Raw genomic sequence first — 26,424 nt, forward strand, 5'->3', positions numbered from 1 at the left:
GCGCGCATACATGAGAATGTGTTGAAAGGAAAGGGGAACCGGTCACAGTTCAGACCGGTAGTCAATGCGCCGCGATCAGGCGTTGGGGCTGGATGTCGAATGACCATTGACACCGAGTTCCAGTGTTCAATACATTTCAAAAATGGAATACGTTTTGTGAAATTTCGATGTCGGTATAGGCTGTTATCCTAAGGCCCGCGGTAGAACAGACGGAATGACGCCAGGGACAGCACTATCTTATACGCCCGCCGGCCGAACACCTTGGCGTTTGCACTTAGCAAACAGAAGGGCAAACGAATGGCTCAAACCAAGAAAATGCTGGATCCGGATCCGCGGATTTATGACTTCGAGACCGAATATGAGCTTGGGCAAGACAATGTCCGACCGTTCGGTCTGGACATCCACAACCCGGTCTTTTTGATTTCGAGCGTGCTGATTTTCGCGTTCGTTCTGATCGCTCTGGCCAATCAAGAGGAAGCCGCCGCGTTCTTTGGCTGGCTCCGGCCTTGGCTGACCAGTACCTTCGACTGGTTCCTTGTCCTGTCGGTCAACGCGATCACTCTGTTCTGTCTGGCACTGATCATCCTGCCGGTGGGCAAGGTGCGGATCGGTGGTAAGGATGCCAAGCCCGACTATTCCTATGCCGGATGGATCGCGATGATGTTCGCCGCCGGTATCGGCATCGGGCTGTTGTTCTTTGGCGTGATGGAACCGGTCTATTACAACTTCGCAGAAGGTGGCAACGCTGCGCCGCTGGGTATCGATATCGCGGTTCCCGGTAATGAATATGCAGGCATCGTCGGGACCATTCACCATTGGGGCCTCGAAGGCTGGGCGGTCTATGCGGCCGTGGGCCTGAGCCTTGCGATCTTTGCCTACAATCTCAACCTGCCGCTGACCCTGCGCTCGGCCTTTTATCCGATTCTGGGCGAGCGTGTCTGGGGCTGGTGGGGCCATATGATCGACACGCTGGCAGTCTTTGCCACGCTGTTCGGTCTGACCACATCGCTGGGTCTGGGCGCGCAACAGGTTGCCGCTGGCCTCTACGAGGTGTTCGGCATCGAACCCAGCCCAACGGTCGTGGTCCTGCTGATCATCGGGATCACGCTGATCGCGCTGGGCTCGGTCCTGCTGGGCATGGATGCGGGCGTCAAACGGCTGAGCGAGATCAACATGATCATGGCCGTGGGTCTGTTCATCTTCGTTATCGTGGTCACCGGCGTCGGCACCGCCATTGCGCGGTACTTCAACGTGATGGTGGATTACGTGTTACATCTACCGGCGCTGTCGAATCCGTTCGGACGAGAAGACACCAGCTATTTCCACGGCTGGACAACGTTTTACTGGGCCTGGTGGATCGCATGGTCGCCGTTTGTGGGCATGTTCATCGCGCGCATCTCGAAGGGCCGCACGGTGCGTGAGTTCGTCATCTGCGCGCTGCTCGCGCCGACGGCGGTCTGTGCGCTGTGGATGTCGACCTTTGGCGGAGCCGCCATCGATATGCTGAACGCAGGCGGTGCCGAAGGTGTCCGTGCCACGGTGATCGACAGCTATGCCCCCGAAGGCGCGCTGTTTGGCTTCCTCAAAGAGCTGCCGTTTTACGGCATCATTGCACCCATCGCGCTGATCCTGATCGTGGTGTTCTTTGTCACCTCGTCCGATTCCGGCTCGCTGGTGATCGACACGATCACGGCTGGCGGCAAGATGGACGCGCCCGTGATCCAGCGTGTGTTCTGGTGTACGCTCGAAGGTCTGGTCGCCATCGCGCTGCTCTTGGGTGGCGGTCTTGCTGCTCTGCAAGGGGCTGCGGTCTCGACCGGTATCCCGTTCACGCTGGTGGTACTGATGATGTGCTATTGCCTGTGGCTGGCGCTGAAATCGGAAAAGGCGAAAATGTAGTCTTGGACTGTACGAAACAAAAACGCCCGCCCCACGGTGGGCGTTTTTTCTGCCTTGATACAAGCGGATCGCCCAAGCGGCGAAGACAAAGCTGCCTTTGTTTGCCAGTGTGATCTGCGCCACAGCCGGGATGCGAAATCTCGGTATTGTCTGTGGTTATTGGTTCTATCTCTGGAAAAGGTATACGCATGCTACTTCATTCCGCCTCGGGCATTTCATTTAACCCAGACGTATTCGATGAGTCCTTTGTCGAGATGCTCGACAAACTGCCTGAAGACGCGGTTGAAGATGTGGATATCGACGCAACCCCCGACATGCCACTGATGGCTACAGCCCCTGCCGCTGAACCGACCGAGGCCGAGGTGGCCGCGATCATGGAAAGCGCTTGGGAAGAGCTTTATGCCTCGGACGAGGGAGCCGAGATTCGCTCGCTTCCTGAAGATCAGCAGGCGCAGATCAAGGCGCGTTTTCTGTCGCCGGATCCTATTTCCCAAGCTGATGCGGCGACCGTCCCAATTGATGACGCGCCCTTCACGGTCGAAGAAACGGCGGATAGCCTGATCCTGATGCAGGGAGATACGCCACTGCTGGGTGCACCGCTTGGGTCCAGTAAAAGTAAGCGCAAGAAGGCTGCGCTGCACACTTTTATCGGAGCTGCAGCCAAGGCTTTCGCCGATATTATCACCATGGCGATGGCGGCTCTGGGTGTGTATCAGGCGCTGGGTAGCAAGACGGTGACCAAGGCTGGCGCGGGTATCGCGGTCAAGTGCAGCGGACCGATCAGCCGTCACGCAGGTGCGATCGCCAAGGCGGGAAAGGCGGGCAGCGATGTGGCCAAGATGAAGGCGATGCTGGGCGTGGCCAAAGCATCGGTTGGGTTCACCAAACTCGCAGGTATCGTGCTGACCGATATGAGCGGTCTTGAGAAGGCTGCCGCGATCGCGACCTGTGTGGGCGGTATGACCTTGGCGCTGGCCTCTGCCAGTGGGTCGTTCTGGCTGTCTATGGTTGCGATGGTCGCTGCGGTCGCGATGTTCGTCATCGACACCGCTCTGGCCGTCGACACGTACAAGAAGTGGCAGGCCATTTGATACCAAATTGAAAACGCCCGCCAAATCTGGCGGGCGCTTGGAACATAAGGCTGGCCGAAGGGGCTGAGTGAGCCCTGCGAACCCGCTTAGCGGCGGATGCCCAGCTTTTTGATCAGGTCCTGGTAACGCGCTTCTTCTTTACCTTTCAGATAGTCCAGCAGCTTGCGGCGCTGGGCAACCATCTTCAGCAGACCACGGCGACCGTGGTTGTCTTTCTTGTGGGTCTTGAAGTGCTCGGTCAGGGTGGTGATGCGCGAGGTCAGGATGGCAACCTGAACTTCAGGCGAACCGGTGTCGCCGTCCTTGGTTGCGAATTCTTTCATGACGCGTGCTTTTTCAGCGGCAGTAATCGACATCGGGGTCTCCTTGTAAAAGGTTAGCGTTAATGGCGCAGGCCGGGATGTCGTCCAGCACAGGCCCATGGAGAAAACCGCACTGATTCCGATGCGGATGGGCGCGTATAGGCGCTTTTGCCGACAATGGCAAAGGGTTTCTGCGTCTAACCCGTGGCGGTCAGCCGGGCCAGATGCGCTTCGCTCACCAGCTGAATATCTTCGATGCGCAAGCCTTCTGCGCCATAAAGCTGTGCGATCTCTTCGCCGTTCAGGCGCACGCGGGTCAAATCGTCGGTCTCGGGGTCTTTTTCGATTTCGATAGCGGGATCGTCAGCGCCGTCCCAGGTGACCAGAAGCTTGTCCTGCCCCACCTCGAAGTCCATGATCGTCACGCTGTCTTCCGGGGGCTCTGACTGCAGGACGACCTGATCTTCACCCTCGCCGCCGGTGACCACGTCGCCGTCCTGCGCCAGAAGGATGTCATCGCCCGCACCGCCATTCAGGAAATCGCGCGAGTCTTCGCCTTCACCATCATCGCCTGTCAGGATATCGTCGCCGTCGCCACCGAACAGGGCGTCCTCTCCGGCGTCGCCTGCCAGATAATCCGCGCCTTTGCCGCCTTGTAGCGCATCATCCCCGCTGCCGCCGTCAAGCCTGTCGTCACCCTGCCCACCAAAGAGCTGATCGTCCCCTTCTCCGCCTTGCAAGTGATCCGCGCCGAAATGGCCATACACAGTGTCATTTCCCGACTGTCCACGCAGAGTGTCCGCACCACCGTCACCATGCAGCACATCATTTCCCGTACTGCCCAGGATCACATCATCCCCGGCGCCGCCATGCAGAACATCATGCCCCGCACCGCCGTCGATCCGGTCATCGCCGCCATATCCGTTGATCTGATCGTCACCTTCCTGCCCGCACAACGCATCTGCGCCGTCTTCCCCGGCGATGATCAGATCACCGTCGTGGTTCGAGATCACCTCACCCGTTCCCGCCGGTTCAGAACCGGCAGGATTGTCGGGGATGTCGTCGGGTTCCAGAAGATTGCCCTCGGTCAGGTCTTCTTCGACCGCCTCTTCGATTTGGTTGTCCTCTTCCTCGACCTCTTCTTCGGGGGTGAGGATGCCCCCCATTGCGTAGGCGGCGCCGCCGATGGCGGCCAGCCCAAACAACCCGATCAGAAACATGACACCGCTCCGCATTCACTATGCACCGAGTGTGAAATATCTCATGGTGTCAGGTACTTGGTCAAAACCTAGTTGGGGGCGTGGTTAACCCTTTGTCACCAGCGTTCGGGCTGTTGGGTATAGGCGATATAGAGCGGGTGTTTCGGGTGCCCGTCCTTGGTTAGCCCCAGATGGAACAGCGGCTGCCCGGTGTCCCGCAGCAGGCTTTCAACCGCCGGGCCGCGATCCAGATGCGCGCCATGGGTACCCCATGCGGCGATGACCTGATCGGCCCATTTGACGCCGTCCAGAATGGCCGCGTCGTTTGCCGGACCGACCGGATCAGCAACGGCGCGCATTTTGCGCGGATCGGTGTCGCGCCAGGCGAAGATGTTGGTGACCTGAAACGCCCCGAACCCCAGCGCCCGCGCGCGGCGTTCGCAGCGTTCGACCGTGGGGTCGTTCTGCACTTCGGTCGCGGTCGAGGGGTTCAGCATCACAAACAGCGCTTTACGTCCCGCGGAGTCCCAAATGCGGGTCAGGCTATAGCGATACTTTTCGCAATCGGAATAGACGGCGGTCGAGGGCGCGTCGCCCTTGGTATGCGTTCGGGTGATCATGCCCTTCGCCTATCACGCGGGTCAGGAAACGAACACCCGGCTGGGATGCAATTCGCCGGATTTGTAAATGCCAACGGCCACAGCCTTGCCATCCAGCGAGGCCCAAGCCTCGTCGCCGTATTCGACGTCCGAAGCCAGCACGATGCCCGGATTGCCGTTGCGCAGGCGGGTGGCCCCTTCGGGGGTGCATTTCAACTCGGGCAGGTCGGCGAGGCCGGTTTCCAGCGGGTGTAGGTATTTGTCCAGCGCGGTGGTCTTGGCCATTTCGTCGATCTGTTCGATGGACAGACCGTCTTCGGCCTCGAACGGGCCGGACCAGATGCGGCGGAGTTCTTTGACGTGGCCATGACAGCCCAGAGCCGCACCCAGATCGCGAGCGATGGACCGCACATAGCCGCCCTTGCCGCATGTCATCTCCAGCACCACGTGCTCGGCGTCGGGGCGGTCGACAAGGATCAACTCCTCGACCCACAAAGGACGGGCCGACAGTTCCACGTCCTCGCCATCGCGGGCCAGTTTATAGGCGCGCTGGCCGTCGATTTTCACGGCCGAGAACTTGGGTGGCACCTGCATGATATCGCCCAGAAACGGGCTGAGCGCCTGTTTGATGTCCTCATCCGTAGGGCGCGCATCGCTACTTGCAATCACCTCGCCCTCGGCGTCATCAGTGTTGGTGGCCTGACCCAGACGCACGGTGAAGGTGTAGGCTTTCAAGGCGTCGGTGATATAGGGAACGGTCTTGGTCGCCTCGCCCAAGGCCACGGCCAACACCCCGGTTGCTTCGGGGTCCAGAGTACCCGCGTGGCCCGCTTTCTTCGCGTCCATCGCCCAGCGCACTTTGTTCACTACGGCGGTCGAGGTCATGCCCGCAGGCTTATCCACCACCAGCCAGCCCGAGATATCGCGGCCCTTGCGTTTGCGTCCCATAGTTCACCCAGAATCTTGCCAAGGCGCGCGGGGTAACGGATCGCCTCGGCCCTGTCAATTTGCAGGGACGTCTTCGACCACGCCGACAATCGGCCCCAGCGAGAATCCGATATCCGACCGGTTGCCCGCGCGGTCATAGAGACGCGAGATATTGCCGTCGAAGAACAGCGCGTTCGGGGTCTGCAGCACATCACGAAACAGCCTGCCGAATTCGTGGAAGGTGACGTAATCCTCAGAGATCGCAAAGACCACCCGCGTCCCATCATCGCTGGTGCCCACCCCGTTGCGCACGAAAAGCGAGGTCGAATCGGGCAGGAACCGGGGGTGCAGCTCTCCGTCGATCACCAGCATGGGGCCGGATTGGGTGGCGAAACGGCAATCGGGGGCTTGGTCGATATAGTCCAATGTCTCGAACACGTCCGCCCGACCATCGCGGATACAGAACACACCATTGGGCAACAGGCCGAAATTGCCGGGACCGGGGTTCGAGATGACGCGCATCTGTTCTTGCCCGTTCTCGACATAATGACCGACGGGCGAGCGGTCGTCGTGATACATGCCCGCATTCATCGCAAAGGCGAGGCGCTTGCCCTGCGCGGCCAGCAGCTCGTTTACGCTGGAAAAGTGGCCCAGCACCTCTCCGTCCGCATCGTTCAGAAACAGGCGCAAATCTTCCGACGCATCCACCTCGCAGACTGTGTAGCGTTTGTCCTCATGGGTGACCTTCTCGCAAGTCACCGCGCCAGCCTGCGCGGCCCACAAGACCGCGCCCAAAGTGGCAAGCGCTCGGATCACTCGTCCAGATCGCGGCGCACCGCGTCCTGTTCGAACATGCGGCGGGTGTCATCCAGACGGTCGAACGTGTCGTCCAGACGGAAGCGCAAATCGGGCGAGAATTTCAGGCCGACCTTCTTGCCGACCATGCGCCGTAGCTCACCTTTGTTGCGGGCCAGCAGTTCGATCACATCCTCCTGCCCCTTGCCGCCCAAAGGCAGCACATAGGCGGTGGCGATCTTCAGGTCAGGCGAGGTGCGCACCTCACCCACGGTGATCGACATACGGTTCAGGTCAGGGTCGTGGACATCTCCGCGCGCCAAAACCTCGGACAGAGTGCGGCGGATCAGTTCGCCGACACGCAGTTGCCGTTGGGACGGGCCGGGGCCATCGTGGAATTTGTTCTTTGCCATAATCCCCGATCTAAGCGCAAAGTGTGGCTTTGCCAAGCGGGCGCGAACGGGGTAGGAGGCTTTGAGCCGACTGCAACAAGGGAACAAAGCAATGACCCATATTCCGGGGATCGTCATCACAGGGGCTTCGGGCCGGATGGGGCAGATGCTGATCAAAACCGTGACCGACAGCGATCAGGCGCGTCTGGTCGGGGTGGTCGAACGCAAAGGCCATGACTGGATTGGTCAGGATGTGGGTACAGCGATGGGCGGAGCGGCGCTCGGCGTCACTGTCATGGACGACCCGCTGGAGGCCTTTGCGCAGGCGCAGGCGGTGATCGATTTCACCGCGCCCGAGGCCACTTTGGAGTTCGCCGCGCTGGCGGCGCAAGCGCGGTGTGTACACGTGATCGGCACCACCGGCATGACGGATGAGCAGATCGCGGCGCTGGAACCCGCCGCGCGCCATGCTGTGATCGTGCGGGCGGGCAACATGAGCCTTGGCGTCAACCTGCTGGTGCAACTGACCAAAAAGGTCGCCGCTGCGCTGGACGAAGATTTCGACATCGAAGTGATCGAAGGCCACCACCACCACAAGGTCGACGCGCCCTCGGGCACCGCGCTGATGCTGGGCGAAGCCGCCGCCGAAGGGCGCGGGGTCAATCTGGCGGACGTGTCCGACCGCGCCCGCGACGGTATTACTGGCGCCCGCAAGCGCGGCGATATCGGATTCCACGCCATTCGCGGCGGAGACATCGTGGGCGAACACGATGTCCTGTTCGCCGCCCCCGGAGAACGCATCGTCCTGCGCCATCTGGCCACCGACCGCGCCATATTTGCCCGAGGCGCGCTCAAGGCGGCGCTGTGGGGGCAGGGGAAGGCTCCGGGTCAGTATGATATGGTGGATGTGCTGGGGTTGTAGGTGGTGCTAGAAGTAGGCAGTTACAACAGCAAAAACAATGAACACCATAATCCAGAATAGCACTGCTGTGAAAAGCGAAACAAACTGTATCATGAAAAAGTGGAAGTGGTTGGAATTCGGCACGATTCGAATTCCGTTGGGCACGTTTAGATCATCGCATATTTCGTTCCTGAACCAGCTGTTGCCTGCCCCATGGGCGTTCAGAAGCAATTGCTTGCGTGATGGCGGTGCGCCTCTTGTTCTGATCCAGAAATCAATAAACTCGTCCTTAAATTTGAATATCGGAAAAACCGAAGTCAGAAAAATCATAATAGCCCACGACGTCAGAACCATGATCAAAACGAAGCCAGACATGAACAAAAACAATGTTAGCATGTTCTTCCTTGTTTCATGTTTAATCACAATATCGGTTGAGGCCACGCAGTCTTAATGAGGCTCGATCTCAGACGGTCGAAGCGTAGCAGAAACCTCTTTTTGACGCCAAACAGTAAGTCTCGTTCTAAAACTGTGGACCCCCTCTTTTGCAGCACTAGGCTCGAACCATGGAGACTAAAGTATCCACCGTAGTCTTTGGAGTGTTGCTGGCGGTGTTCTATATGACGCTGCTGCCTTTTGTTGTGCACGGGTTCGGAATGCTTGGTGTCGAGCTGTCCGAGGATGCGCCGCAACGCAGCTACCTGTTCCAAAAGGGGCAAGACGTCGGAAACGCGGCGATGATGCTGCACATCTTTGCTGGCACGGTGATGCTGGTGCTGGTTCCTCTGCAACTGCTGAAAGGGCTGAGGCGTAAACTCACAGGGTTTCACCGGCTGTTGGGCAAAGTGCTGGTGACCCTGGCTTTGATCACCGGGCTGGCGGGCATGACCTATATCCCGCTGCGCGGCACAATCGGTGGGCCGGTGATGTCTGCGGCTTTCTTCCTCTATGGTCTGTGCCTGTTCACTTCGGCCTTGATGGTTGCGCGTATGGCGCTGGTCCGGGATCGCGCGGGTCATTGGGCGTGGGGGTTGCGGTTGTTCTGGCTGGCGCTGGGATCGTGGCTGTATCGGCTGCACTACACGTTTTGGTATCTGCTGACCGGTGGGCTGGGGTCCGAGCCCGATTTCTCGGGCTCGTTCGATCTGGTGCAGAATTTCGCGTTTTTTGTACCCTACCTTGTCGGTGTGCAAGTCTGGGTCATGTGCAAACGCCCCTTGCATCAAGGTGATTTGCCTCAAAGGCCCTAACGGAACGCAGCAAGCCCCGGTGGATTGGTGCCCTCGTGCTCGGCCTCTGCAAACAGCGCGCCCAACCTCTGATCCCATGTCGGGAATTGCCCGGTCAGCGCATAGGTCAGCCGTTCAGCCCCGATGGAAATACCCAACGGCGCGACCTCACCGCCGATGATGATCTCGCCGATCTCGGTCCAGTTGGCCGATGGGGGATAGGCTGTTGGCGCGGGTTCGGGTTGGTCGCCAACGCGGTAATAGACGCCCATCGTGACCAGATACTCTTCGCCAAATGGGTCGGGAAAGAAATAGCCCGAGGCATCGCGGGCGGCCAGCGCCTCGGCCTCGTCGCGCAGCAGGACTTTTTCAGCGAAGGAGAGGTTCAAGCCGTCCAGCACGGGGCGCATATCTTCTGCCTGCGGCACACTGACAAAGGCGATGCGCGCGGGGTCGAGGCCGAAGGTCTCGGTCAGGAGCTGCAGCATCAGCTGGGTCGTCTCTCGACCCGTGACCGTTCCGCCCGGATGGCAGCCGACCTCGTGAAACAGAGGCAGGATATCGGGGCGGGTTCTTTCGTCGACATCGCCGACACGGGCCAGAGGTTGGATGATGAAAGCGTTCGTCGGCAGAGCATCCTGATCAAAGTCGTGCCGCAGGCCGCCGTTATAGTTCGCATCACCGGTGGCGATTGACAGAGGCGGGGATTCGGCGAAACCAAGCGCGGCATAGGCCGCGCGCAAGCGATCAAGCGTGTCGGTAAACTGAGCCTCGAACGCGTCATTGTTGCCGGTTGCGCCAAGGGCAATTCGCGGCAGCACCGCGCTTGCCGTGGCTGCGGTTCCCAGTTGGACCAGTTTCCGTCGGTTCAATGCCATCTTTGCCTCCATCGCACACGCCCAAGGAGAGTATCGCAGATGTTTGCGGCAAAGGTTAAGGGAATCTGAAAACGCCCCCAAAGGGTGTGTCCTTACAGGTCCTTGATCTTATCCGCGCGCAGCGGGCAGGCGAGGTAGACACCGAACTCCTGCCCGATATCGGCACTGACACGAGCATGAACTGCGCCCTGACGATCAAGGAACCGCTGGGTGTCTTCGACCGGGAAAATCCCCTCGTGCCAAATGCCGGGATGGATATAGAGGCCTTTGGAGCCGTCACACCAGAAGGCCACCACCTTTTCCGGTGTCAGATTGTCACCCGGCAGGGCAGCGGGGATGATGAAGGGTTTGTTGTCCAACGGCCAAAACATCTGACCGCCATCGGGGTGATAATTCATGTGCCACAGCAAGACCTGATCGCGCGGCGCGGTTTGCCGGTCCGCCTGCGCCTGCTGCGGGTCGGTGGACCAGCCCAGAACATAGTGGCCGCCGACCGCCTCGTTCCTGCCATAGAGCACATCGCCCTTCCATTCGCCGTGGAAGGTGCCTTCGACCCAGCCGCCTTCGTCACCCGTGCCCTCGTCGATGGGCCGCCAGCCTTGCTGCGGCCAGCGGGCGATCTCGATCTCGAAGCCTTCGGGGTCATCGACCAGACAGCCATAGCCCTTGACGGATTCGTCGGTGGCCCGGATCAGGGGAACCTCATGCCAGGGCAGAGAGGGCTTGGTGCTGGCTTCAAAGATGTATTCGGGGGCGTTCATGCGACCTCCATATGTTTGTCGACCATACGCTGCACCATCGGGGCGAAATGAGCGAAATCAGGGGTTTCCATATCGGCGCGCTTGCCGGCCTCATCCAGATATCGCACCTGAATGATCTCTTTCAGGTTCGGGTTGGCCTCGAACGCGGTGACTTCTTCGGCGCTCATCGGGCCGCCCTGTAATTCCAGCGTGTGGACGGAGGCGGCTGACAAGCGGTTGAAATACTCGGGCTTTGTGGCGCAGAGATAGCGCTTGGCCGCCACATGGTATCGGCAGCAATCGGTGATGACCGAGGGAAAGAACTGCTCCAGCACTTTGGCCCCTGCATCTTCGTGATGCCGGTCTTCTGTGTCGTCAGGTTGGTAGGTGCCGAATTCCGAGGTGAAGTGGCCGATGTCATGCAGCAGCGCGCCGACGATGATTTCCTCGGGCATACCGTTTTGTTCGGCGATGGTTGCGCCTTGCAGCATGTGTTCGGCCATGGTGACGGGTTCGCCCAGATATTCCTCGCCGCCGCGGCGGGTAAAGATATCGCCGATGAAGGCCACGATATTGTCTCGGGTGAGGGTCGAGAAATCGGGTTTCATTCCGCCGCCTCCGGTTGCGCCATCTCCATTGCCGCCAGCGTGGACAGCAGCCCGTCTTTGTCCGCATAACATCCCTGTAGCCAGCGAGAGCCTGCGCCCGAGTACCCAAGACGGGCGTGCAGGACGCGGGTGTTGTCGACGATAAAGCTTTCGCCGGGCTCCAGTTTGAACGACACGCCCATCGCCGGGTCGTCGATGATCTCGGCCAACTGACGATAGGCGGCATAATAGGCCTCCATCTTGTCGAACGGGATGTCGACCAGCGGCGCGGTCGAGCGATTGTTGAAGCGGATGCCGATCAACTCGCCATCAGGGGACAGTTCGATCATCGGGCGGCGTGCGCGCAGGCAGACCCCGTCCGAGCCCTTGTATTCGAACCGCGCGGGATAGCCTGCCAGCAGGGCGAAGCCCTCGGGGTTCTGATCGCGCAGCTTCTCAGCGGCACGGAACCCGTCGACCACGATGGAGTCACCGCCCTCGGCGCTGTTCTCAAGACAGTAGAGGATTTGCAGCGTCGGCACCGGATCGCGATATGGATTGTCGGTATGGGCCTGCAACCCCAGCCCGGTATAGGCGAGGTTGGTCGGGTTCACTTCCGTGCGTACCTCGAAATAGGGGCCATAGTTGGTCTCGCGGACATAGCCGAACAGGTCCGCCACCCGCAGCAGCGATTCCGGTTCGGTCGGGCCGCCCGTCAGCTTGGCAAAACCGTATTCGGCAACGGCGGCCAGCCAGTTGCGCTTGGCGGTCGGGTCCGTGTGAACCTGCGCCCAATCTCCGCTGGGGGCTTCGATGCCCTGCGCCCATGTGGTGATGCCGGGGGCGATGCGCCCGAATTCGGTGCTCTGATCGCGGTCATAGCTGTTCTTGGCCAGCCAGTCGGCGGGGAAGGTGACGGTCTTGTCTTCAGGTAGGAAGGTGACCTGCAGATCGCCATTGGTGACCTCGGCGGCGCTGATCGCAGTATCAGCGGGGATGTCGCCGATGGTGATCAGACGCTGACCATTGCCCGGCGCGCGGGTCTCAGGGTCAAGCGCGTTGTCGCGCAGCCAGATGGCGTGAAAGCGGGAGCGTGTGCCATCGGCGAATTCAACGGTGACAACGGACGGATCGAAGGTGGCGGTGCGCAGCATCGGGTCTCTCCTGTTCAGCGCGGGCTTTGGTTGAGGAGATACGCGGTTCATGGCATTACGACAATTAATCCTTATTGCGACTGAGGCTCGGAAAATCTTATGGCTAAGAAACAGATCGGATTGCCGCCTCTGGATTGGCTACGCATGTTCGAGGCCGCAGGCCGGTTGGGCGGCTTTTCCGCCGCCGCGCGCGAGTTCGGGTTGACGCAGGCAGCGGTCAGCCAGCGGATCGGCAATCTTGAGGCGTGGCTGGGCCGGTCGCTGTTCGTGCGTGAGGCGCGGGGGGTGTCTCTGACCATCGAAGGCGAAAGCTATCTGCCGCTGGTGCAGGACAGCCTGCAGGCGCTGGAGCGCAATACCGAGGACCTGTTCGGCAAATCCCCCCGCGAATTGCGGGTGGCGGGGTTGTCGTCGCACATCCATGCTTTGGTCCTGCCCGCCTTGCCCGCGTTTCTGGAGGCACGGCCCAAAGTGCGGGTGATGACCGATTCCATGGCCCGCCGATCGTCGCTGGAGGAAGAACGCACATGGCTGCAAATACGCTATGGTCGCGGGTCTTGGTCCGGTCGCGAGGCGAAACTGATCGCGCCCGAGGTACTGGCCCCGATGGCTGCGCCTGGTGTCGAATGGGGTGCGCCGCTGATTGATCTGCGCGGAGAACGCCCCGGTTGGCAGGATTGGGCGCGGATTGCCGGGGTCGAGGAATTGCCGACCGGGCGGCTGAGTTTCGATTCTGTTGGCCACGCGATCACAGCTGCGCGGCAGGGGATGGGGATTGTCTTGGGCTCGGTGCCGTTGGCGGCGGGAAACCTGCAGACGGGGCGGCTGAGCCGTCTGAACTTGCCTGAGTTGCAGACCAAAGACGGCTATTGGCTGACATGGCCCGAGGATCGGGTGCGGTCAAAACGCCAGCGGGCCTTGATTGACGATTTCCTGCTGGCGCTGCGGGGTGCGGCCTAGAAGTCGATGGCGATGCCCTTCTTTTCCCAATCGCCATAGCGGGCCGGGTCGGGGCCGTCGCGCCCGCCCAGTTCCTTGGGCTGCTCTTTCGCCTCGGCCTCGGCCTTTTTGCGACGGGCCTCGGCCTCGGCAAGGGCGCGCTGGGCGGCGGGGGGCAGGTCTTTGTGCTCGTCACTCATGAGATCGGGTTCCTTTCCGTTCCGCGCCTTGATATACGCCCTCGTCCGCCCAAGGCAATGCGGGCAAAGGTCATCAGGGGCAACCAGCATCATGTCAAATTCCGCAACCGCCGCGCGCCGCAGCGCCATCTATCTGCTGGATCAGATACTCGGCGAGGGGCGGCTGCTGCCCGAGTGTCTGGCGGCGGGGGCGCTGGATCGATTGACTCCTGAAGATCGTGCGCGGGCGCAGCGGCTGACCATTGAAACCCTGCGTGGGCTGGAGCGCGCCGACCGGCTGTTGGCGGATCACCTGCGACAGACGCCCGCGCTGACGGTTCACAATGCCCTGCGGTTGGGCACGATCGAGCTGTGTCAGGGCGAGGCGGCTCATGGGGTCGTCAATGCGATGGTCGAGATTATCGGGCGGTCACGAAAGCATGGGCGGCTCAAGGGTTTGGTGAACGCGGTCCTGCGCAAGATCGCTGCTGATGGGCCCAAAGCATGGCCCAAGATGCGCGTACCTCGCCTGCCGGAATGGCTGCGCGACCCGCTGATCATGGCGTGGGGTGAGGATGCGGTGAAGGGCATGGAGCAGGCCCATTTCCACGGTGCGCCTTTGGATGTGACCCTGAAACCGGGGGCCGAGGCCCCGGGCGGAGACGCCTTGCCCACCGGCTCGGTCCGGTTGCAGGATGCGGGGCAAGTATCGACCCTGCCGGGATATGACCGTGGCGATTGGTGGGTGCAGGACGCCGCAGCGGCATTGCCTGCGCGGGTTCTGGCCCCGAAGCCGGGGGAAAAGGTGCTGGACCTCTGCGCCGCGCCGGGCGGCAAGACCTTGCAACTTGCGGCGGCCGGGGCCGAGGTCACGGCGCTGGATATCTCAGAGGCGCGGCTGGCGCGGGTGCATGAGAACCTGAAACGCACGGGTCTGAAGGCCACCGTGATCGCCGGTGATGCGCTGGACCATCAGGGCGAATACGACGCCATCCTGCTGGACGCGCCATGTTCGGCGACCGGCACCATTCGCCGCCACCCGGACCTGCCCTTTGCCAAGGACGGCTCAGAATTCGGCGGGCTGATGGATCTGCAGGCGCGGATGCTCGCCCATGCGTGGTCTTTGCTCAAACCCGGAGGGCGGCTGGTTTATTGCACCTGTTCGCTGTTGCCCGATGAGGGCGAGGTACAGATCGAAGAGGCGCTGGAACAGCATTCTGATATGCAAACTGACCGTGTCGCGCTGGATATTGCGGGCATTGAAAGCGACTGGATCACCGAGGAGGGCGGCCTGCGTCTGCGCCCCGATTACTGGCCCGACATAGGCGGCATGGACGGGTTCTACATCGCCTGTCTGAACAAATCCGCCTGAGGCGACGCTTTTCGATGACTTGACGAACGGACCGGTCTATCGTGTGCTCAAGCGCCCGCAGAGCGCAAGGGGCAGAATCGCAAGCGTCATGTCAAACTCGGACCCAATGGCCAATCGCTGGACACGGTTTCAGAACCGTCTCTATGCGCGCCTCAGCCAACGGCGCAAGCCGGTCGCCGGTTTCGTCGGCCAGCCCGAGCCGCGCACGGTGGGCTCGTTCGCGCGCGGGCGGCAGTTGGTCGCCGGCAACCTGCTGTTTGCGGGCTATCTGGTCGAGGCCGAAGATACCGAGCTTTGGGACGTCATCGCCCCCAGTGCCGATTTCGACAATGAGCGCCACGGATTCGCATGGCTCGACGATCTGGCCGCCGTCGGAGACTACCGCGCGCGCGAAAAGGCGCAGCGCTGGGTCTGGGGCTGGATCGAGGCGCATGGGTGCGGGCATGGCCCCGGTTGGGCCCCCGATCTGACCGGGCGACGTGTGATGCGCTGGATCAACCACGCCCTGTTCCTGCTGCGCGGAATGGATGAGGCGCACAGCAAGCTGTTCTTCCGGTCGCTGGCGCAGCAGACGTGGTTCCTGTCCAAACGCTGGGCTGCGGCTACGCCGGGCCTGCCCCGGTTCGAGGCGCTGGGCGGTCTGGTGCAAGCTGGGCTGGCGCTGGACGGGCTGGAACAGATGGCCGACCCTGCACTCAAGGCGCTGGCCCGTGAATGCCAGCGCCAGATTGATGCCGAAGGGGGTATTCCGACCCGAAACCCCGAGGAATTGCTTGAGGTTTTCACGCTGCTGGCCTGGACCTCTGCCGCACTGAGCGAGGTGGGGCGCGGCACGCCTGCGGCCCAGACCGAGGCGATCCGGCGGATCGCGCCGACCCTGCGCAACCTGCGACATGCGGATGGCGCACTGGCGCGGTTCCATGGTGGTGGGCGGGGGCTTGAAGGGCGGCTGGATCAGGCGCTGGCTCATAGCGGGGTGAAACCGCAGGACCATTCGGACCTATCGATGGGCTTCGCACGGCTGGCGGCGTCGCGGACCACCGTTCTGGTGGATGCCAGCGCACCACCCAAGGGGACCGCGTCTTATAACGCCCATGCCTCGACCCTTGCGTTCGAGCTGACCTCGGGCCGCCGTCCGCTGATCGTGAATTGCGGCTCGGGCGGCAGTTTCGGGCAGGATTGGCGCCGGGCGGGCCGGGCAACGCCCTCGCATTCGACATTATGCGTTGACGGATATTCCAGCGCCCGCCTTGCCGCGCCGATGAAAGGTGCTGCGCATGAGGCGCTAGTCGATGGCCCGCAAGACGTGCCGGTGGATTTCGAGGACGCCTTCGAGGGCACCCGGTTCATGGCCGGCCATGACGGGTACGCCAAGGTCTTCGGCCTGACCCATGCCCGCACGCTTGAACTGCGTTTTGACGGGCGCGAATTGGTGGGCGAGGATATTCTGCTGACCGCCACCGACAAGGCCAAGCGGCAGTTTGACCGGGCGATGGACGCGGCGAACCTCAAAGGGATCGGTTTTGACATCCGCTTTCACCTGCATCCCGACGTCGATGCGGCGCTGGATCTGGGGGGCGCTGCGGTGTCGATGGCGCTGAAAAGCGGCGAGATCTGGGTTTTCCGCCATGACAACATCGGAAAGTTGTCAGTTGAACCAAGCGTTTATCTTGAAAAAGGCCGCCTGAAGCCACGCGCGACAAAACAGATCGTTCTATCCGGCCGCGCAATGGAGTATGCGACGCGCATCCGGTGGACGCTGCGGAAGGCTCAGGATACAGCCTATGCCGTGCGGGACACGCACCGGGACGAGCCCGTATTCGACTGACGCCAAAAGGACCTTTGGACCCATGACCGATCTTCACCCCGTGCGCCGCGCGTTGCTTTCCGTTTCCGACAAGACCGGGCTGATCGAGCTGGGCAAGGCCTTGGCCGAGCGTGGGGTCGAGCTGCTGTCGACCGGCGGCACGGCCAAGGCGCTGCGCGATGCGGGGCTGGCGGTGAAGGATGTCAGTGAGGTCACCGGTTTCCCCGAGATGATGGATGGCCGGGTGAAAACGCTGCACCCGATGGTGCATGGCGGGCTGCTGGCGCTGCGGGACAACGACACGCATGTGGCGGCGATGGATGAACATGGCATCGGCGCGATCGATCTGCTGGTGGTGAACCTCTACCCGTTCGAGGCGACCGTGGCCAAAGGTGCAGGCTATGACGAATGTGTCGAGAATATCGACATTGGCGGCCCGGCGATGATCCGCGCGGCGGCCAAGAACCATGCCTTTGTGAACGTGGTCGTGGATGTCGAGGATTATGACAAGCTGCTGGGCGATATGGACCAGCACAACGGTGCAACCTGCCCGAAATTCCGACGCAAGCTGGCGCAAAAGGCCTATGCCCGCACCGCCGCCTATGACACCGCCGTGTCGAACTGGTTGGCCGAGGCGCTGGAACTTGAGGCCCCCAAGCGCCGCGCCTTTGCCGGTGAGCTGAAACAGACCCTGCGCTATGGCGAGAACAGCCATCAGACGGCGGCGTTCTACACCGATGGCACGGGCCGCCCCGGCGTGGCCACCGCCGTGCAGCATCAGGGCAAGGAACTGAGCTACAACAACATCAACGACACCGATGCCGCGTTCGAACTGGTGGCCGAGTTCGATCCGGCAGAAGGTGCCGCCTGTGCCATCATCAAACACGCCAACCCCTGCGGCGTGGCCAAAGGCGCAACGCTGCTTGAGGCCTATAAGGCCGCGTTCGACTGTGACCGCACTTCGGCCTTTGGTGGCATTGTGGCGCTGAACCAGCCGCTGGATGCGGAAACCGCGCAAGAGATCACCGGGATTTTCACCGAGGTCGTGATCGCTCCGGGTGCGTCAGACGAGGCCAAGGCGATCTTTGCTGCCAAGAAGAACCTGCGCCTGCTGACAACCGAGAGCCTGCCGGACGTGACCGCCGGTGGCAAAACCGTGCGTCAGGTCGCCGGAGGTCTGCTGGTGCAGGATAAGGATAACGGTTTTATCGGCATGGATGACCTGAAGGTCGTCACCAAGAAAGCCCCGACCGACGAGCAGATGCGCGACCTGCTGTTCGCGTGGAAAGTCGCGAAACACGTCAAGTCGAACGCCATCGTCTACGTCAAAGACGGCGCAACCGTGGGCGTGGGTGCAGGGCAGATGAGCCGCGTGGATTCGGCCCTGATCGCGGCCAAGAAGGCCGAGCGTATGGCTGATGCTCTGGGCCTTCCGCAACCGCTGACCATTGGCTCAGCGGTGGCGTCGGATGCGTTCTTCCCCTTCCCCGACGGTCTGCTGGAGGCCGCTGAGGCCGGTGCAACCTGCGTGATCCAGCCCGGCGGCTCGATGCGCGATGACGAGGTGATTGCTGCTGCGGATGAGGCCGGTCTGGCCATGGTCTTCACCGGCATGCGGCATTTCCGGCACTGATGCGCAGCCCGCTCCTTCTCTGGGCCGGATTGGCGGCGTTTCTGATCGACCAGATCAGCAAGTATCTGGTCGTTCACGTGATGCGCGTGGCGCAGGGCGATATCGACGTGTTGCCGCCGCTTCTGGTGTTCAAGTACGGCGAGAATCGCGGCATCAACTTTGGCCTGTTCCAAGGTAACAGCGAGGCTGCGCGCTGGGTGCTGATCGGCGTTTCGCTGGCGATCTGCGCCGGGGTTCTGATCTGGCTTGCGCGCGCGGCCCCGTCCAAATTGATGCTGTTCTGCGGTGGCCTTCTGGTCGGCGGGGCGCTGGGAAATGTCGTGGACCGGGTGCTTTACGGCTATGTTCTGGACTTTCTGAATATGTCCTGCTGCGGCATCAACAACCCGTTTGTGTTCAATCTGGCGGATGTATTCATTTTCGCGGGAGCGTTGGGGCTGGTGCTGTTTGACGGCAAAAAGCCCTCGTGACCTGTTCGCAGATATGCGATAGAGATGCCTGAAACTGGCTGGAGATACCAATGCGACTGCCGCACGCCATCCTTGTTCTGACGCTCGCGCTTGCGGGGTGTTCCGATATTGGTTTGCGCAACCTCGAGCCTCCGGGGCAGGGGCCGGATGAGTTTTCCGTGTTGCCGGTCAAGCCGCTGACCCAGCCGAAAGACTATGCTTTCCTGCCCGCGCCGACGCCCGGCGGAAGCAACCTGACCGATCCCAACCCCAAGGCCGATGCGGTCGTGGCGCTGGGCGGCAGCGAAGCTGCGCTGAATCCAAATGCCGGCGTGCCGTCCAGCGACGCCGCGCTGGTCACCGCGTCCAGCCGCTATGGCGTTGCGGCCAACACGCGGCAGGTCGTGAACGAGGAAGATGCCGATTTCCGCAAACGCAAGGGCCGGCTGACCCGCCTGCGTTTGTTCCCGGTGGATCGGTATGCGCAGGTCTACGAGCGTGAAGCGATCAACGCGGATGCCGTCAACGAGGCGGCGCGCAGCCGTGGGATCGAGACGCCTTCGGCCCCGCCACGGCAATGAAATCTTCTTAACTTTCCGTCATTGGTCTTGAACCCGCGCGGTCCCACCGTAGTTTGAATATCAGCAAACGAAACGGAGGACGCCCCATGGTTCGGGCCCTGGCATTGTCGGCTGCCCTGATCGCCGCGACCCCTCTTTGGGCGAAAGAGGGGCATGAGGCGGTTACGACTTTCACACTCGACAACGGCATGGATGTCGTTGTGATCGAGGACAACCGAGCGCCGGTCGTACAGCATATGGTTTGGTATCGCGCCGGATCGGCAGATGAACCTGTCGGATCGTCCGGCGTTGCGCATTTTCTGGAACACCTTCTGTTCAAGGGCACGGATACTCTGGCACCGGGTGAGTTCTCGGCCACGGTTGCAGCGAATGGCGGCAATGACAATGCCTTCACCTCTTACGATTATACCGCCTATTTCCAGCGCGTCGCGGCTGACCGGCTGGAACTGATGATGCGGATGGAGGCAGACCGGATGCGCAACATCCGCCTGACCGAAAACGATATCGTGACTGAACGCGACGTGATCCTGGAAGAACGCAACCAGCGGACCGAGAACAATCCGCGCGCGCTGTTCGGCGAGCAGATGAACGCGGCGCAGTATCTCAACCATCGCTATGGCGTGCCCATCATCGGCTGGCGCCACGAGATGGAGACGCTGGATATGGACGACGCGCTGGCCTTCTACCAGACCCATTATGCGCCCAATAACGCTATTCTGGTCGTGACCGGCGACGTTGACCCCGATGAGGTCCGACAGCTGGCCGATCAGTACTACGGCGTGATCCCGGCCAACCCGGATCTGCCTGAGCGTATCCGCTCGCAGGAACCGCCCCAAACGGCGGAACGTCGTCTGACCTTCAAAGATCCCCGCGTGGCTCAGCCCTATGTGCAGCGCAGCTATCTGGCCCCCGAACGCGATGCGGGCGCGCAGGAAAAGGCCGCCGCTTTGTTTTTGCTGGCTGAGCTGTTGGGCGGTGGCACGACCTCGTATCTGAACGAGAAGCTGCAGTTCGAGCAGCAGAAAGTGGTCTATGCGGGGGCCTTCTATCGGGGTGTGTCGCTGGATGACACAACCTTTGACCTGCTCGTTGTGCCGGCCGCTGGCGTGTCGTTGCAAGAGGCCGAGGATGCGATGGACCAGACCGTGGCCGATTTCATCGCCGAAGGCGTGAACGAGGACGACCTGAACCGGATCAAGATGCAACTGCGGGCATCGCAGGTTTATGCGCGCGACAACGTGGACGCCATCGGCAACCGCTATGGCCGGGCGCTGACCAGCGGTCTGACGGTCGAAGATGTGCAGGCCTGGCCCGATATCCTGCAGGCTGTCACCGGGGATGAGATCATCGCCGCCGCGCGCGAGGTTCTGCAACCCGAGACATCCGTTACCGGCTGGCTCATGCGCGATGATGAGGTGACCCAATGAAACGGATTTTCGCGACCCTGATCGCCTTTGTCATAGCCCTGCCTGCCTGGGCCGAGATCGAGATCAAAGAGGTGACATCCCCCTCCGGGATCAAGGCCTGGTTGGTCGAGGATCACTCGATCCCCTTCACCGCGCTGGAACTGCGATTCCGCGGCGGCACCTCGCTGGACGAACCCGACCGACGCGGCGCGGTCTACCTGATGAGCGGTCTGATTGAGGAAGGCGCGGGTGAGATGGATGCCCGCACCTATGCGCGCGAATTGGAATCGCTCGCGGCTTCGTTCAGCTATCGCGCGACTGATGATACTGTGTCGATCTCGGCCCGGTTTCTGACCGAAAATCGCGATGATGTTGTTGATCTGCTGCGTACCACCATTCACGAACCGCGCTTCGATCAGGATGCTATCGAGCGCGTGCGTGCGCAGGTGATTTCGGGCCTGAAATCGGACCAGACGGATCCGAACGATATCGCCGGGCGCAGCTTCGCGCAGATGGCCTACGGGGATCACCCCTATGGTTCGGACGGCAAGGGCACGATCGAAAGCGTCGCGGCCCTGACCCGCGATGATGTCGTCGCGGCCTATGACAGTGTCTTTGCCAAAGACCGCCTGTATGTCGGGGCCGTTGGGGACATCACAGCCGAAGAACTGGGCGCGCTTCTGGACACGCTACTGGCGGATCTGCCTGCCACTGGCAAAGCCATTCCCGGCCGCGCCGAAGTGAGCATTCCCGGGGGCGTCAGCGTCATAGAGTTCGACACACCGCAGTCGGTCGCCCTGTTCGGCCACGCGGGGATCGACCGCGATGATCCGGATTTCTTTGCCGCCTTCATCCTGAACCACATTTTGGGCGGCGGCGGCTTTGAAAGCCGTCTGATGCAGGAGGTGCGCGAAAAGCGGGGTCTGACCTATGGCGTCTCGACCTTCCTTGTGCCCAAGGATCTGGCCTCGGTTTATCTGGGCTCGGTGTCTTCGGCCAATGACCGGATCGCGGACGCGGTCGAGGTGATCCGGCAGGAATGGGCCCGCGCTGCCGCCGACGGTGTCACGCAAGAAGAGCTGGACGAGGCCAAGACCTATCTGACAGGGGCTTATCCGCTACGCTTTGATGGCAACGGTCAGATCGCCGGAATTATGGTCGGCATGCAAATGCAGGATTTGCCGATCGACTACATCGCAACGCGCAACGACAAGGTGAATGCGGTCACGCTGGATGAGATCAACCGTGTAGCCTCGGAACTTCTGGATCCCGAAGGTTTGCACTTTACCATTGTCGGCAAGCCGGTCGGTCTGGACGGGTAGACGGGTAAGGTTCAGGCTGCGATCGCGGTGCTGCGTGCTTTCACTGTGTGGTTGTTGCTGCTCAGCAGTTTCTGGCGTGCATGCCGGAAATGAGCGGCCTTGAGCGCGTCATCGATGTGACGGTTGCGCCGCAACAGGCGGGCGAGTCGTTGGCTGTCGAATACAAGGCAGGTGGTCGGTTCGGCGGCGCGTACCGTCGCCGTGGCAGGCAGGCCGATGCCAAATGTCAGCTCTCCGAGGATCTGGTCGGGCCCGCATCGGTTGATGACTTGCCCGTTCTTCAAAATGGTGGTGCGGCCCGACAGAACATAGGCCAGGTAATCGCTGGTGATGCCTTCTTCGATCACGATTTCTTCTGGCTCGAATGTGACGAGACTGGCAGTGTTCAACAGTTTGCGGGCATGGTGAGGTTTCAGTGTTTCCAGATAGTTCTCGACAAACTGCCGTTCCGGTTTGGAAAATCGTACCAGATGGCGCGACAGATACCCGCGCAACAAACCCATGACCGATATCAGGATATAGGCCATCTGGATGATCGACCCGGCCAGATTGAATTCCACGGCCATGCTGACCAGCACGCAGCTGGCTGCGATTATGACCAGGAGGGGATAGAGAACGCCGCTGCCCCGGACGATCCCCATCTGAAGCAGAAAGTAATTCAGGATATAGAGCCCCGCGCCCAATACACCGATCATCACAATGATCTGTGCCGTCTCAGCGGTGCCGAATGGCAATGTCAGCATGTCTGGCCCATCCTTTCGATGTGATGAGCCGTAAACTGCGGGATTGATCAGGCGCTGTATATGAACCGCTTCACAGGTTAAACAAGATTATGTCTGCGCTTTAGCCCGCGCGCGCAGCATCTGACCCATCATCTGGCCGAACTTGCCCGAGCCCCGTTGGTAGAGCGCGCCATCCACTGCCAGAACCGTACCGCTGATATAGCTGGCAAGGTTCGAGCTGAGAAACAGGCACGCGTTTGCCACATCCTGCGGCTGGCCCCAGCGCCCTAGTGGCACGTCGCGGCGCAGCGCGTCTTCGGCATCGGGAGTTGGCGCCAGTCTTCTGGCCCCCTCGGTGCCTTCGATAAATCCGGGCACAACCGAGTTCACACGGATGCCTTCGACGCCCCATTCCATGGACAGCGTCCGGGTGATCTGATCCACCCCTGCCTTGGCGGCGCAGACATGGGCCTGACCCTCGTAAGGCAGATAAGACTGCGGGGCCGAGATATTGATGATGCTGGCTCCGGGCCGTTTGAGATAGGGATAGGCCCCTTTCAGAACATGAACAGTGCCCATCAGATCGATATCGACAACGGTTTTGAACGCGTTCACCGACATCTCGGATGTCAGCGCCGGAAAGTTCCCCGCAGCCCCCGAGATCAGTACGTCGAAATCCCCAAGCGCGTCGTGGAGCTGCTTCAGGCCCGCAGCCACCGCCTCCGGGTCGCGCACATCAAACGCCGCACCGATGGCCTCTGCCGCTCCTGCCGCTTTCAGCGCAGCGACGGTGTCATCGACCTTGTCCTGAGACCGGCTGGCCACGGCCAGCTTGGCACCCGAGGACGCAAAGGCCTCCGCAATGCCCCGGTTGATACCGCTGGTGCCGCCGATGACGATGACGGTTTGTCCTGAAAAATCCATATAGGCCTCCCGTAGCGGGAGCCCTACTCGCCGTAGGGCACCCAGATGTTTTTCACTTCGGTCGCAGCCTGCAGGAAGCGGCGCGAATGGTCCACGCTCCAGTCAAATGCCGTCGCGTTATTGACCCATGTGCGCTTGAGGTTCCCGGCAGACACTGCCTCGATCTCTTTTGACAGGTCGGTGGACGAGAAAGACCAGACCGCATCGACATTCAGATGCGAAGCCAGAGGTTTCGCCAATTCAGCATGGCTGCCGGTCAGAATATTGACGACGCCTGCGGGGACGTCTGAGGTTTCGAGGATTTGGTAGAAATCCGTCGCGGCCAGCGGGTAGGGCTCACTCGCGGCCAGCACCACTCGGTTGCCCATTGCAATCGCCGGTGCCAGGACCGAGACAAGGCCCAGCAGCGGTGCCTCGTCCGCGCAGAGCGCACCGATCACACCAACGGGTTCCTTCATTGCAAGTGCAACACCCCGGATCGGTACCCCATGCACCTGGCCGTCATATTTATCGGCCCAGGCCGCAGCGGTGAACAGGCGCTGGATCGAGGCATCCACTTCTTTCGCGCCGGTCTTACCGCCGGTCATGGCGTCGATACGGGCAGCGAACTCACCGGCACGAGCCGAGAGGTTCTCGCCGATGTAATACAAAATCTGTGCGCGCAGATGGCCGGTGGTTTTGGACCAGCCCTTGGCACCCGCCGCAGCCTCGACCGCGTTGCGGACATCCTTGCGGTTGGCGAGCCCCACATGGCCCAACAGGCCGGTCTTGCCCCAGACAGGTTTCGAATAGCCGCCATCCGGGCGCGCCTGCTTACCGCCGACGTACATCTTGGCGGTGCGATCAATGGGATCGACTGGCGCGCCTTCGCCCATGATCGCCTCGGCCTTCGCCAGCGGTTTGGCCTTGCCTTTGGGCTTGGTATAGGCCGTCAGACCCTCCCAACCGCCTTCGCGACCAAAGCCGCTTTCGCGCACGCCGCCGAACCCTGCGGCAGCGTCGAACAGGTTGGTGGCGTTCACCCAGACCACGCCGGCGACCAGCTTGGGCGCGATATCCAGCGCGAGGTTCACATTCTCGGTCCAGACCGTCGCGGCCAGCCCATAGCGGGTGTTGTTGGCCAGCTCGACCGCCTCAGCCGGAGTGCGGAAGGTGGACGAGACCAGAACCGGGCCAAAGATCTCCTCCTGCATCAGAGGGTCCGAGGTCTCAAGCCCTGAGATCAGTGTGGGCGGGTAATAGCAGCCGTTCTCGGGCAAGTCGCAGGCGGCCTGATGCACATGCCCAACCGTGTTGCTCTCGACCATACCTTTGATGGTCTGCAGCTGCACCGGATCGACAACCGCGCCCACGTCGATACATTTGTCCAGCGGGTCACCAACGCGCAAGCCATCCATCCGGGCGCGCAGTTTGTCGTGGAAACGATCGGCGATGCCCTCCTGCACTAAAAGGCGCGATCCGGCACAGCAGACCTGACCCTGATTGAACCAGATCGCATCGACCAGACCTTCGATGGCTGAATCGATATCGGCGTCGTCAAAGACGATATAGGCGGACTTGCCGCCCAGCTCCAACGTCAGTTCCTTGCCTGAGCCGGCCGTCGCCTCGCGAATGCGCCGCCCCACAACGGTCGAGCCGGTAAAGGCAATCTTGTCCACGTCGGCGTTCACGATCATCTCACCCACCGCGCCGTCTCCGGTCACGATATTGACGACGCCCTTGGGCAGCCCAGCTTGCGAACAGATATCGGCGAATAACAGCGCGGTCAGCGATGTATACTCGGCCGGTTTCAGAACCACCGTATTCCCCATCGCCAGCGCAGGCGCGATTTTCCACGCCAGCATCAGCAGCGGGAAGTTCCAAGGGATGATCTGGCCGCATACGCCCAGTGCCTGCGCGTCAGGCAACTCGCTTTCCATCAACTGCGCCATACCCGCGTGATAGTAGAAATGCCGCTGCGCCAGCGGGATGTCGATATCGCGCGACTCGCGGATGGGCTTTCCGTTGTCCAGGCTCTCGAGCACCGCAAACAGCCGCGCATGCTTCTGCAACAGCCGCGCAATGGCATAGAGGTACGGCGCCCGCCCCGCGCCACCCAGTTTTTCCCACTTGGGCTGCGCCTTGCGCGCGGCAGCAACGGCTGCGTCTACGTCACCCTGCTTGGCCTGGGTCAGCTTGGCCAGAACCTCGCCCGTCGCGGGGTTGCGGCTGTCAAAGCCTTTGCCGGGTTTGGTGAAAGCCCCGTCAATGTAGTGGCCGAACTTATCGCCCTGATCGACCAGCCAGGCCAGCGCCTCAGCCGCACTTTCAGGGGCGGGGCCGTAGTCCATCGTTTCGAATATCTCTTTGACGCTCATGACTTCATCTTTTCCCAAATACTCACTGTCCGGACGTTTCCGC

26 protein-coding genes are annotated in these 26,424 nt (G+C 61.3%); 12 read left to right on the plus strand and 14 right to left on the minus strand.

Features of this window, described 5'->3' with window-relative positions:
* The first annotated feature begins 297 nt into the window (after positions 1-297).
* Positions 298-1,899 carry a BCCT family transporter gene (locus tag ACR0KM_RS08985; protein WP_480824296.1) on the plus strand — a complete coding sequence of 534 codons (1,602 nt, stop codon included), beginning with the start codon at positions 298-300 and terminating at the stop codon, positions 1,897-1,899.
* A 188-nt stretch (positions 1,900-2,087) separates the two neighbouring features.
* Positions 2,088-2,990, plus strand: coding sequence for a hypothetical protein (locus ACR0KM_RS08990; protein ID WP_480858689.1), 903 nt, complete (start codon positions 2,088-2,090; stop codon positions 2,988-2,990).
* Positions 2,991-3,076: 86 nt separating this feature from the next.
* Here ACR0KM_RS08990 and rpsO read toward each other — a convergent pair whose 3' ends face one another.
* The 6 genes from rpsO to rbfA form a co-directional block, all read right to left on the minus strand.
* Entirely contained in the window at positions 3,077-3,346 is a 270-nt protein-coding gene (gene rpsO, locus ACR0KM_RS08995) for a 30S ribosomal protein S15 (RefSeq protein WP_008757925.1), read from the minus strand.
* A gap of 143 nt (positions 3,347-3,489) precedes the next feature.
* Positions 3,490-4,512, minus strand: coding sequence for a calcium-binding protein (locus ACR0KM_RS09000; protein ID WP_480858691.1), 1,023 nt, complete (start codon positions 4,510-4,512; stop codon positions 3,490-3,492).
* Between the two features lie 95 nt (positions 4,513-4,607).
* Entirely contained in the window at positions 4,608-5,111 is a 504-nt protein-coding gene (locus ACR0KM_RS09005; protein ID WP_480858693.1) for a DUF1643 domain-containing protein, read from the minus strand.
* Positions 5,112-5,132: 21 nt separating this feature from the next.
* Positions 5,133-6,038: a tRNA pseudouridine(55) synthase TruB gene (gene truB / locus ACR0KM_RS09010; RefSeq protein ID WP_480858695.1), complete on the minus strand. Its 906-nt coding sequence runs from the start codon at positions 6,036-6,038 to the stop codon at positions 5,133-5,135.
* Positions 6,039-6,092: 54 nt separating this feature from the next.
* Positions 6,093-6,833, minus strand: a complete 741-nt coding sequence (locus ACR0KM_RS09015) for a phosphodiester glycosidase family protein (RefSeq protein WP_480858697.1) — start codon at positions 6,831-6,833, stop codon at positions 6,093-6,095.
* Positions 6,830-7,225: a 30S ribosome-binding factor RbfA gene (gene rbfA / locus ACR0KM_RS09020; RefSeq protein ID WP_010438628.1), complete on the minus strand. Its 396-nt coding sequence runs from the start codon at positions 7,223-7,225 to the stop codon at positions 6,830-6,832. Before rbfA ends, ACR0KM_RS09015 begins: the two co-directional genes overlap by 4 nt.
* 91 nt (positions 7,226-7,316) lie before the next feature.
* Here rbfA and dapB point away from each other — a divergent pair, with 91 nt between their 5' ends.
* Complete coding sequence (gene dapB / locus ACR0KM_RS09025) at positions 7,317-8,126, plus strand: 4-hydroxy-tetrahydrodipicolinate reductase (protein WP_480858699.1); 810 nt, start codon at positions 7,317-7,319, stop codon at positions 8,124-8,126.
* Between the two features lie 542 nt (positions 8,127-8,668).
* Positions 8,669-9,352 carry a DUF2306 domain-containing protein gene (locus tag ACR0KM_RS09030; protein WP_480858701.1) on the plus strand — a complete coding sequence of 228 codons (684 nt, stop codon included), beginning with the start codon at positions 8,669-8,671 and terminating at the stop codon, positions 9,350-9,352.
* On the opposite strand, the gene ACR0KM_RS09035 is transcribed toward ACR0KM_RS09030, so the two are convergent.
* The 4 genes from ACR0KM_RS09035 to tmpA form a co-directional block, all read right to left on the minus strand.
* Positions 9,349-10,209, minus strand: coding sequence for a hypothetical protein (locus tag ACR0KM_RS09035; RefSeq protein WP_480858702.1), 861 nt, complete (start codon positions 10,207-10,209; stop codon positions 9,349-9,351). The genes ACR0KM_RS09030 and ACR0KM_RS09035 overlap by 4 nt on opposite strands.
* A 92-nt stretch (positions 10,210-10,301) precedes the next feature.
* Complete coding sequence (locus ACR0KM_RS09040; protein ID WP_480858704.1) at positions 10,302-10,970, minus strand: ureidoglycolate lyase; 669 nt, start codon at positions 10,968-10,970, stop codon at positions 10,302-10,304.
* Positions 10,967-11,557 carry a (R)-1-hydroxy-2-trimethylaminoethylphosphonate oxygenase gene (gene tmpB, locus ACR0KM_RS09045; protein ID WP_480858706.1) on the minus strand — a complete coding sequence of 197 codons (591 nt, stop codon included), beginning with the start codon at positions 11,555-11,557 and terminating at the stop codon, positions 10,967-10,969. Before tmpB ends, ACR0KM_RS09040 begins: the two co-directional genes overlap by 4 nt.
* Entirely contained in the window at positions 11,554-12,690 is a 1,137-nt protein-coding gene (gene tmpA, locus ACR0KM_RS09050; RefSeq protein WP_480858708.1) for a 2-trimethylaminoethylphosphonate dioxygenase, read from the minus strand. The genes tmpB and tmpA overlap by 4 nt, the downstream gene beginning before the upstream one ends.
* A 99-nt stretch (positions 12,691-12,789) precedes the next feature.
* On the opposite strand from tmpA, the gene ACR0KM_RS09055 reads away from it, so the two are divergent.
* Positions 12,790-13,650: a LysR family transcriptional regulator gene (locus tag ACR0KM_RS09055; protein ID WP_480858710.1), complete on the plus strand. Its 861-nt coding sequence runs from the start codon at positions 12,790-12,792 to the stop codon at positions 13,648-13,650.
* On the opposite strand, the gene ACR0KM_RS09060 is transcribed toward ACR0KM_RS09055, so the two are convergent.
* The gene (locus ACR0KM_RS09060) at positions 13,647-13,829 is read right to left on the minus strand and encodes a DUF1674 domain-containing protein (RefSeq protein ID WP_480858712.1); all 183 of its coding nucleotides are present in this window, start codon (positions 13,827-13,829) and stop codon (positions 13,647-13,649) included. The two genes, ACR0KM_RS09055 and ACR0KM_RS09060, sit on opposite strands and share 4 nt — an antisense overlap.
* A gap of 91 nt (positions 13,830-13,920) precedes the next feature.
* Between ACR0KM_RS09060 and ACR0KM_RS09065 the strand changes: the two genes are divergently transcribed.
* The 7 genes from ACR0KM_RS09065 (at position 13,921) to ACR0KM_RS09095 (ending at position 22,378) form a co-directional block, all read left to right on the plus strand.
* Positions 13,921-15,180: an RsmB/NOP family class I SAM-dependent RNA methyltransferase gene (locus ACR0KM_RS09065; protein ID WP_480858714.1), complete on the plus strand. Its 1,260-nt coding sequence runs from the start codon at positions 13,921-13,923 to the stop codon at positions 15,178-15,180.
* 88 nt (positions 15,181-15,268) lie between these two features.
* Positions 15,269-17,008 (plus strand): heparinase II/III family protein, encoded by a 1,740-nt coding sequence (locus ACR0KM_RS09070; RefSeq protein WP_480858715.1) that lies wholly within the window; start codon positions 15,269-15,271, stop codon positions 17,006-17,008.
* 22 nt (positions 17,009-17,030) lie between these two features.
* On the plus strand, positions 17,031-18,620 hold the full coding sequence (gene purH / locus ACR0KM_RS09075; protein WP_480858717.1) for a bifunctional phosphoribosylaminoimidazolecarboxamide formyltransferase/IMP cyclohydrolase: 1,590 nt from the start codon (positions 17,031-17,033) through the stop codon (positions 18,618-18,620).
* The gene (gene lspA, locus ACR0KM_RS09080; protein WP_480824328.1) at positions 18,620-19,090 is read left to right on the plus strand and encodes a signal peptidase II; all 471 of its coding nucleotides are present in this window, start codon (positions 18,620-18,622) and stop codon (positions 19,088-19,090) included. The genes purH and lspA overlap by 1 nt, the downstream gene beginning before the upstream one ends.
* A gap of 50 nt (positions 19,091-19,140) precedes the next feature.
* The gene (locus ACR0KM_RS09085; RefSeq protein ID WP_480858719.1) at positions 19,141-19,650 is read left to right on the plus strand and encodes a DUF3035 domain-containing protein; all 510 of its coding nucleotides are present in this window, start codon (positions 19,141-19,143) and stop codon (positions 19,648-19,650) included.
* Between the two features lie 86 nt (positions 19,651-19,736).
* The gene (locus ACR0KM_RS09090) at positions 19,737-21,077 is read left to right on the plus strand and encodes a M16 family metallopeptidase (protein ID WP_480824332.1); all 1,341 of its coding nucleotides are present in this window, start codon (positions 19,737-19,739) and stop codon (positions 21,075-21,077) included.
* On the plus strand, positions 21,074-22,378 hold the full coding sequence (locus ACR0KM_RS09095; RefSeq protein ID WP_480858721.1) for a M16 family metallopeptidase: 1,305 nt from the start codon (positions 21,074-21,076) through the stop codon (positions 22,376-22,378). The genes ACR0KM_RS09090 and ACR0KM_RS09095 overlap by 4 nt, the downstream gene beginning before the upstream one ends.
* Before the next feature lie 11 nt (positions 22,379-22,389).
* Here ACR0KM_RS09095 and ACR0KM_RS09100 read toward each other — a convergent pair whose 3' ends face one another.
* From ACR0KM_RS09100 to ACR0KM_RS09110, 3 genes are all read right to left on the minus strand, one after another.
* Positions 22,390-23,121, minus strand: a complete 732-nt coding sequence (locus ACR0KM_RS09100) for a Crp/Fnr family transcriptional regulator (RefSeq protein ID WP_480858723.1) — start codon at positions 23,119-23,121, stop codon at positions 22,390-22,392.
* 87 nt (positions 23,122-23,208) lie between these two features.
* Positions 23,209-24,024, minus strand: a complete 816-nt coding sequence (locus ACR0KM_RS09105) for an SDR family oxidoreductase (protein ID WP_480858725.1) — start codon at positions 24,022-24,024, stop codon at positions 23,209-23,211.
* A 23-nt stretch (positions 24,025-24,047) separates the two neighbouring features.
* The gene (locus ACR0KM_RS09110) at positions 24,048-26,381 is read right to left on the minus strand and encodes an aldehyde dehydrogenase family protein (RefSeq protein ID WP_480858727.1); all 2,334 of its coding nucleotides are present in this window, start codon (positions 26,379-26,381) and stop codon (positions 24,048-24,050) included.
* Positions 26,382-26,424 lie beyond the last annotated feature (43 nt).

The organism is Ruegeria sp. G10, from assembly GCF_056533645.1.

Coding starts and splice junctions, on each gene's coding strand:
- ACR0KM_RS08985 (WP_480824296.1), top strand. CDS start 298: ATGGCTCAAACCAAGAAAATGCTGGATCCGGATCCGCGGATTTATGAC.
- ACR0KM_RS08990 (WP_480858689.1), top strand. CDS start 2,088: ATGCTACTTCATTCCGCCTCGGGCATTTCATTTAACCCAGACGTATTC.
- rpsO (WP_008757925.1), bottom strand. CDS start 3,346: ATGTCGATTACTGCCGCTGAAAAAGCACGCGTCATGAAAGAATTCGCA.
- ACR0KM_RS09000 (WP_480858691.1), bottom strand. CDS start 4,512: ATGTTTCTGATCGGGTTGTTTGGGCTGGCCGCCATCGGCGGCGCCGCC.
- ACR0KM_RS09005 (WP_480858693.1), bottom strand. CDS start 5,111: ATGATCACCCGAACGCATACCAAGGGCGACGCGCCCTCGACCGCCGTC.
- truB (WP_480858695.1), bottom strand. CDS start 6,038: ATGGGACGCAAACGCAAGGGCCGCGATATCTCGGGCTGGCTGGTGGTG.
- rbfA (WP_010438628.1), bottom strand. CDS start 7,225: ATGGCAAAGAACAAATTCCACGATGGCCCCGGCCCGTCCCAACGGCAA.
- dapB (WP_480858699.1), top strand. CDS start 7,317: ATGACCCATATTCCGGGGATCGTCATCACAGGGGCTTCGGGCCGGATG.
- ACR0KM_RS09030 (WP_480858701.1), top strand. CDS start 8,669: ATGGAGACTAAAGTATCCACCGTAGTCTTTGGAGTGTTGCTGGCGGTG.
- ACR0KM_RS09035 (WP_480858702.1), bottom strand. CDS start 10,209: ATGGCATTGAACCGACGGAAACTGGTCCAACTGGGAACCGCAGCCACG.
- ACR0KM_RS09040 (WP_480858704.1), bottom strand. CDS start 10,970: ATGAACGCCCCCGAATACATCTTTGAAGCCAGCACCAAGCCCTCTCTG.
- tmpB (WP_480858706.1), bottom strand. CDS start 11,557: ATGAAACCCGATTTCTCGACCCTCACCCGAGACAATATCGTGGCCTTC.
- tmpA (WP_480858708.1), bottom strand. CDS start 12,690: ATGCTGCGCACCGCCACCTTCGATCCGTCCGTTGTCACCGTTGAATTC.
- ACR0KM_RS09055 (WP_480858710.1), top strand. CDS start 12,790: ATGGCTAAGAAACAGATCGGATTGCCGCCTCTGGATTGGCTACGCATG.
- ACR0KM_RS09060 (WP_480858712.1), bottom strand. CDS start 13,829: ATGAGTGACGAGCACAAAGACCTGCCCCCCGCCGCCCAGCGCGCCCTT.
- ACR0KM_RS09065 (WP_480858714.1), top strand. CDS start 13,921: ATGTCAAATTCCGCAACCGCCGCGCGCCGCAGCGCCATCTATCTGCTG.
- ACR0KM_RS09070 (WP_480858715.1), top strand. CDS start 15,269: ATGTCAAACTCGGACCCAATGGCCAATCGCTGGACACGGTTTCAGAAC.
- purH (WP_480858717.1), top strand. CDS start 17,031: ATGACCGATCTTCACCCCGTGCGCCGCGCGTTGCTTTCCGTTTCCGAC.
- lspA (WP_480824328.1), top strand. CDS start 18,620: ATGCGCAGCCCGCTCCTTCTCTGGGCCGGATTGGCGGCGTTTCTGATC.
- ACR0KM_RS09085 (WP_480858719.1), top strand. CDS start 19,141: ATGCGACTGCCGCACGCCATCCTTGTTCTGACGCTCGCGCTTGCGGGG.
- ACR0KM_RS09090 (WP_480824332.1), top strand. CDS start 19,737: ATGGTTCGGGCCCTGGCATTGTCGGCTGCCCTGATCGCCGCGACCCCT.
- ACR0KM_RS09095 (WP_480858721.1), top strand. CDS start 21,074: ATGAAACGGATTTTCGCGACCCTGATCGCCTTTGTCATAGCCCTGCCT.
- ACR0KM_RS09100 (WP_480858723.1), bottom strand. CDS start 23,121: ATGCTGACATTGCCATTCGGCACCGCTGAGACGGCACAGATCATTGTG.
- ACR0KM_RS09105 (WP_480858725.1), bottom strand. CDS start 24,024: ATGGATTTTTCAGGACAAACCGTCATCGTCATCGGCGGCACCAGCGGT.
- ACR0KM_RS09110 (WP_480858727.1), bottom strand. CDS start 26,381: ATGAGCGTCAAAGAGATATTCGAAACGATGGACTACGGCCCCGCCCCT.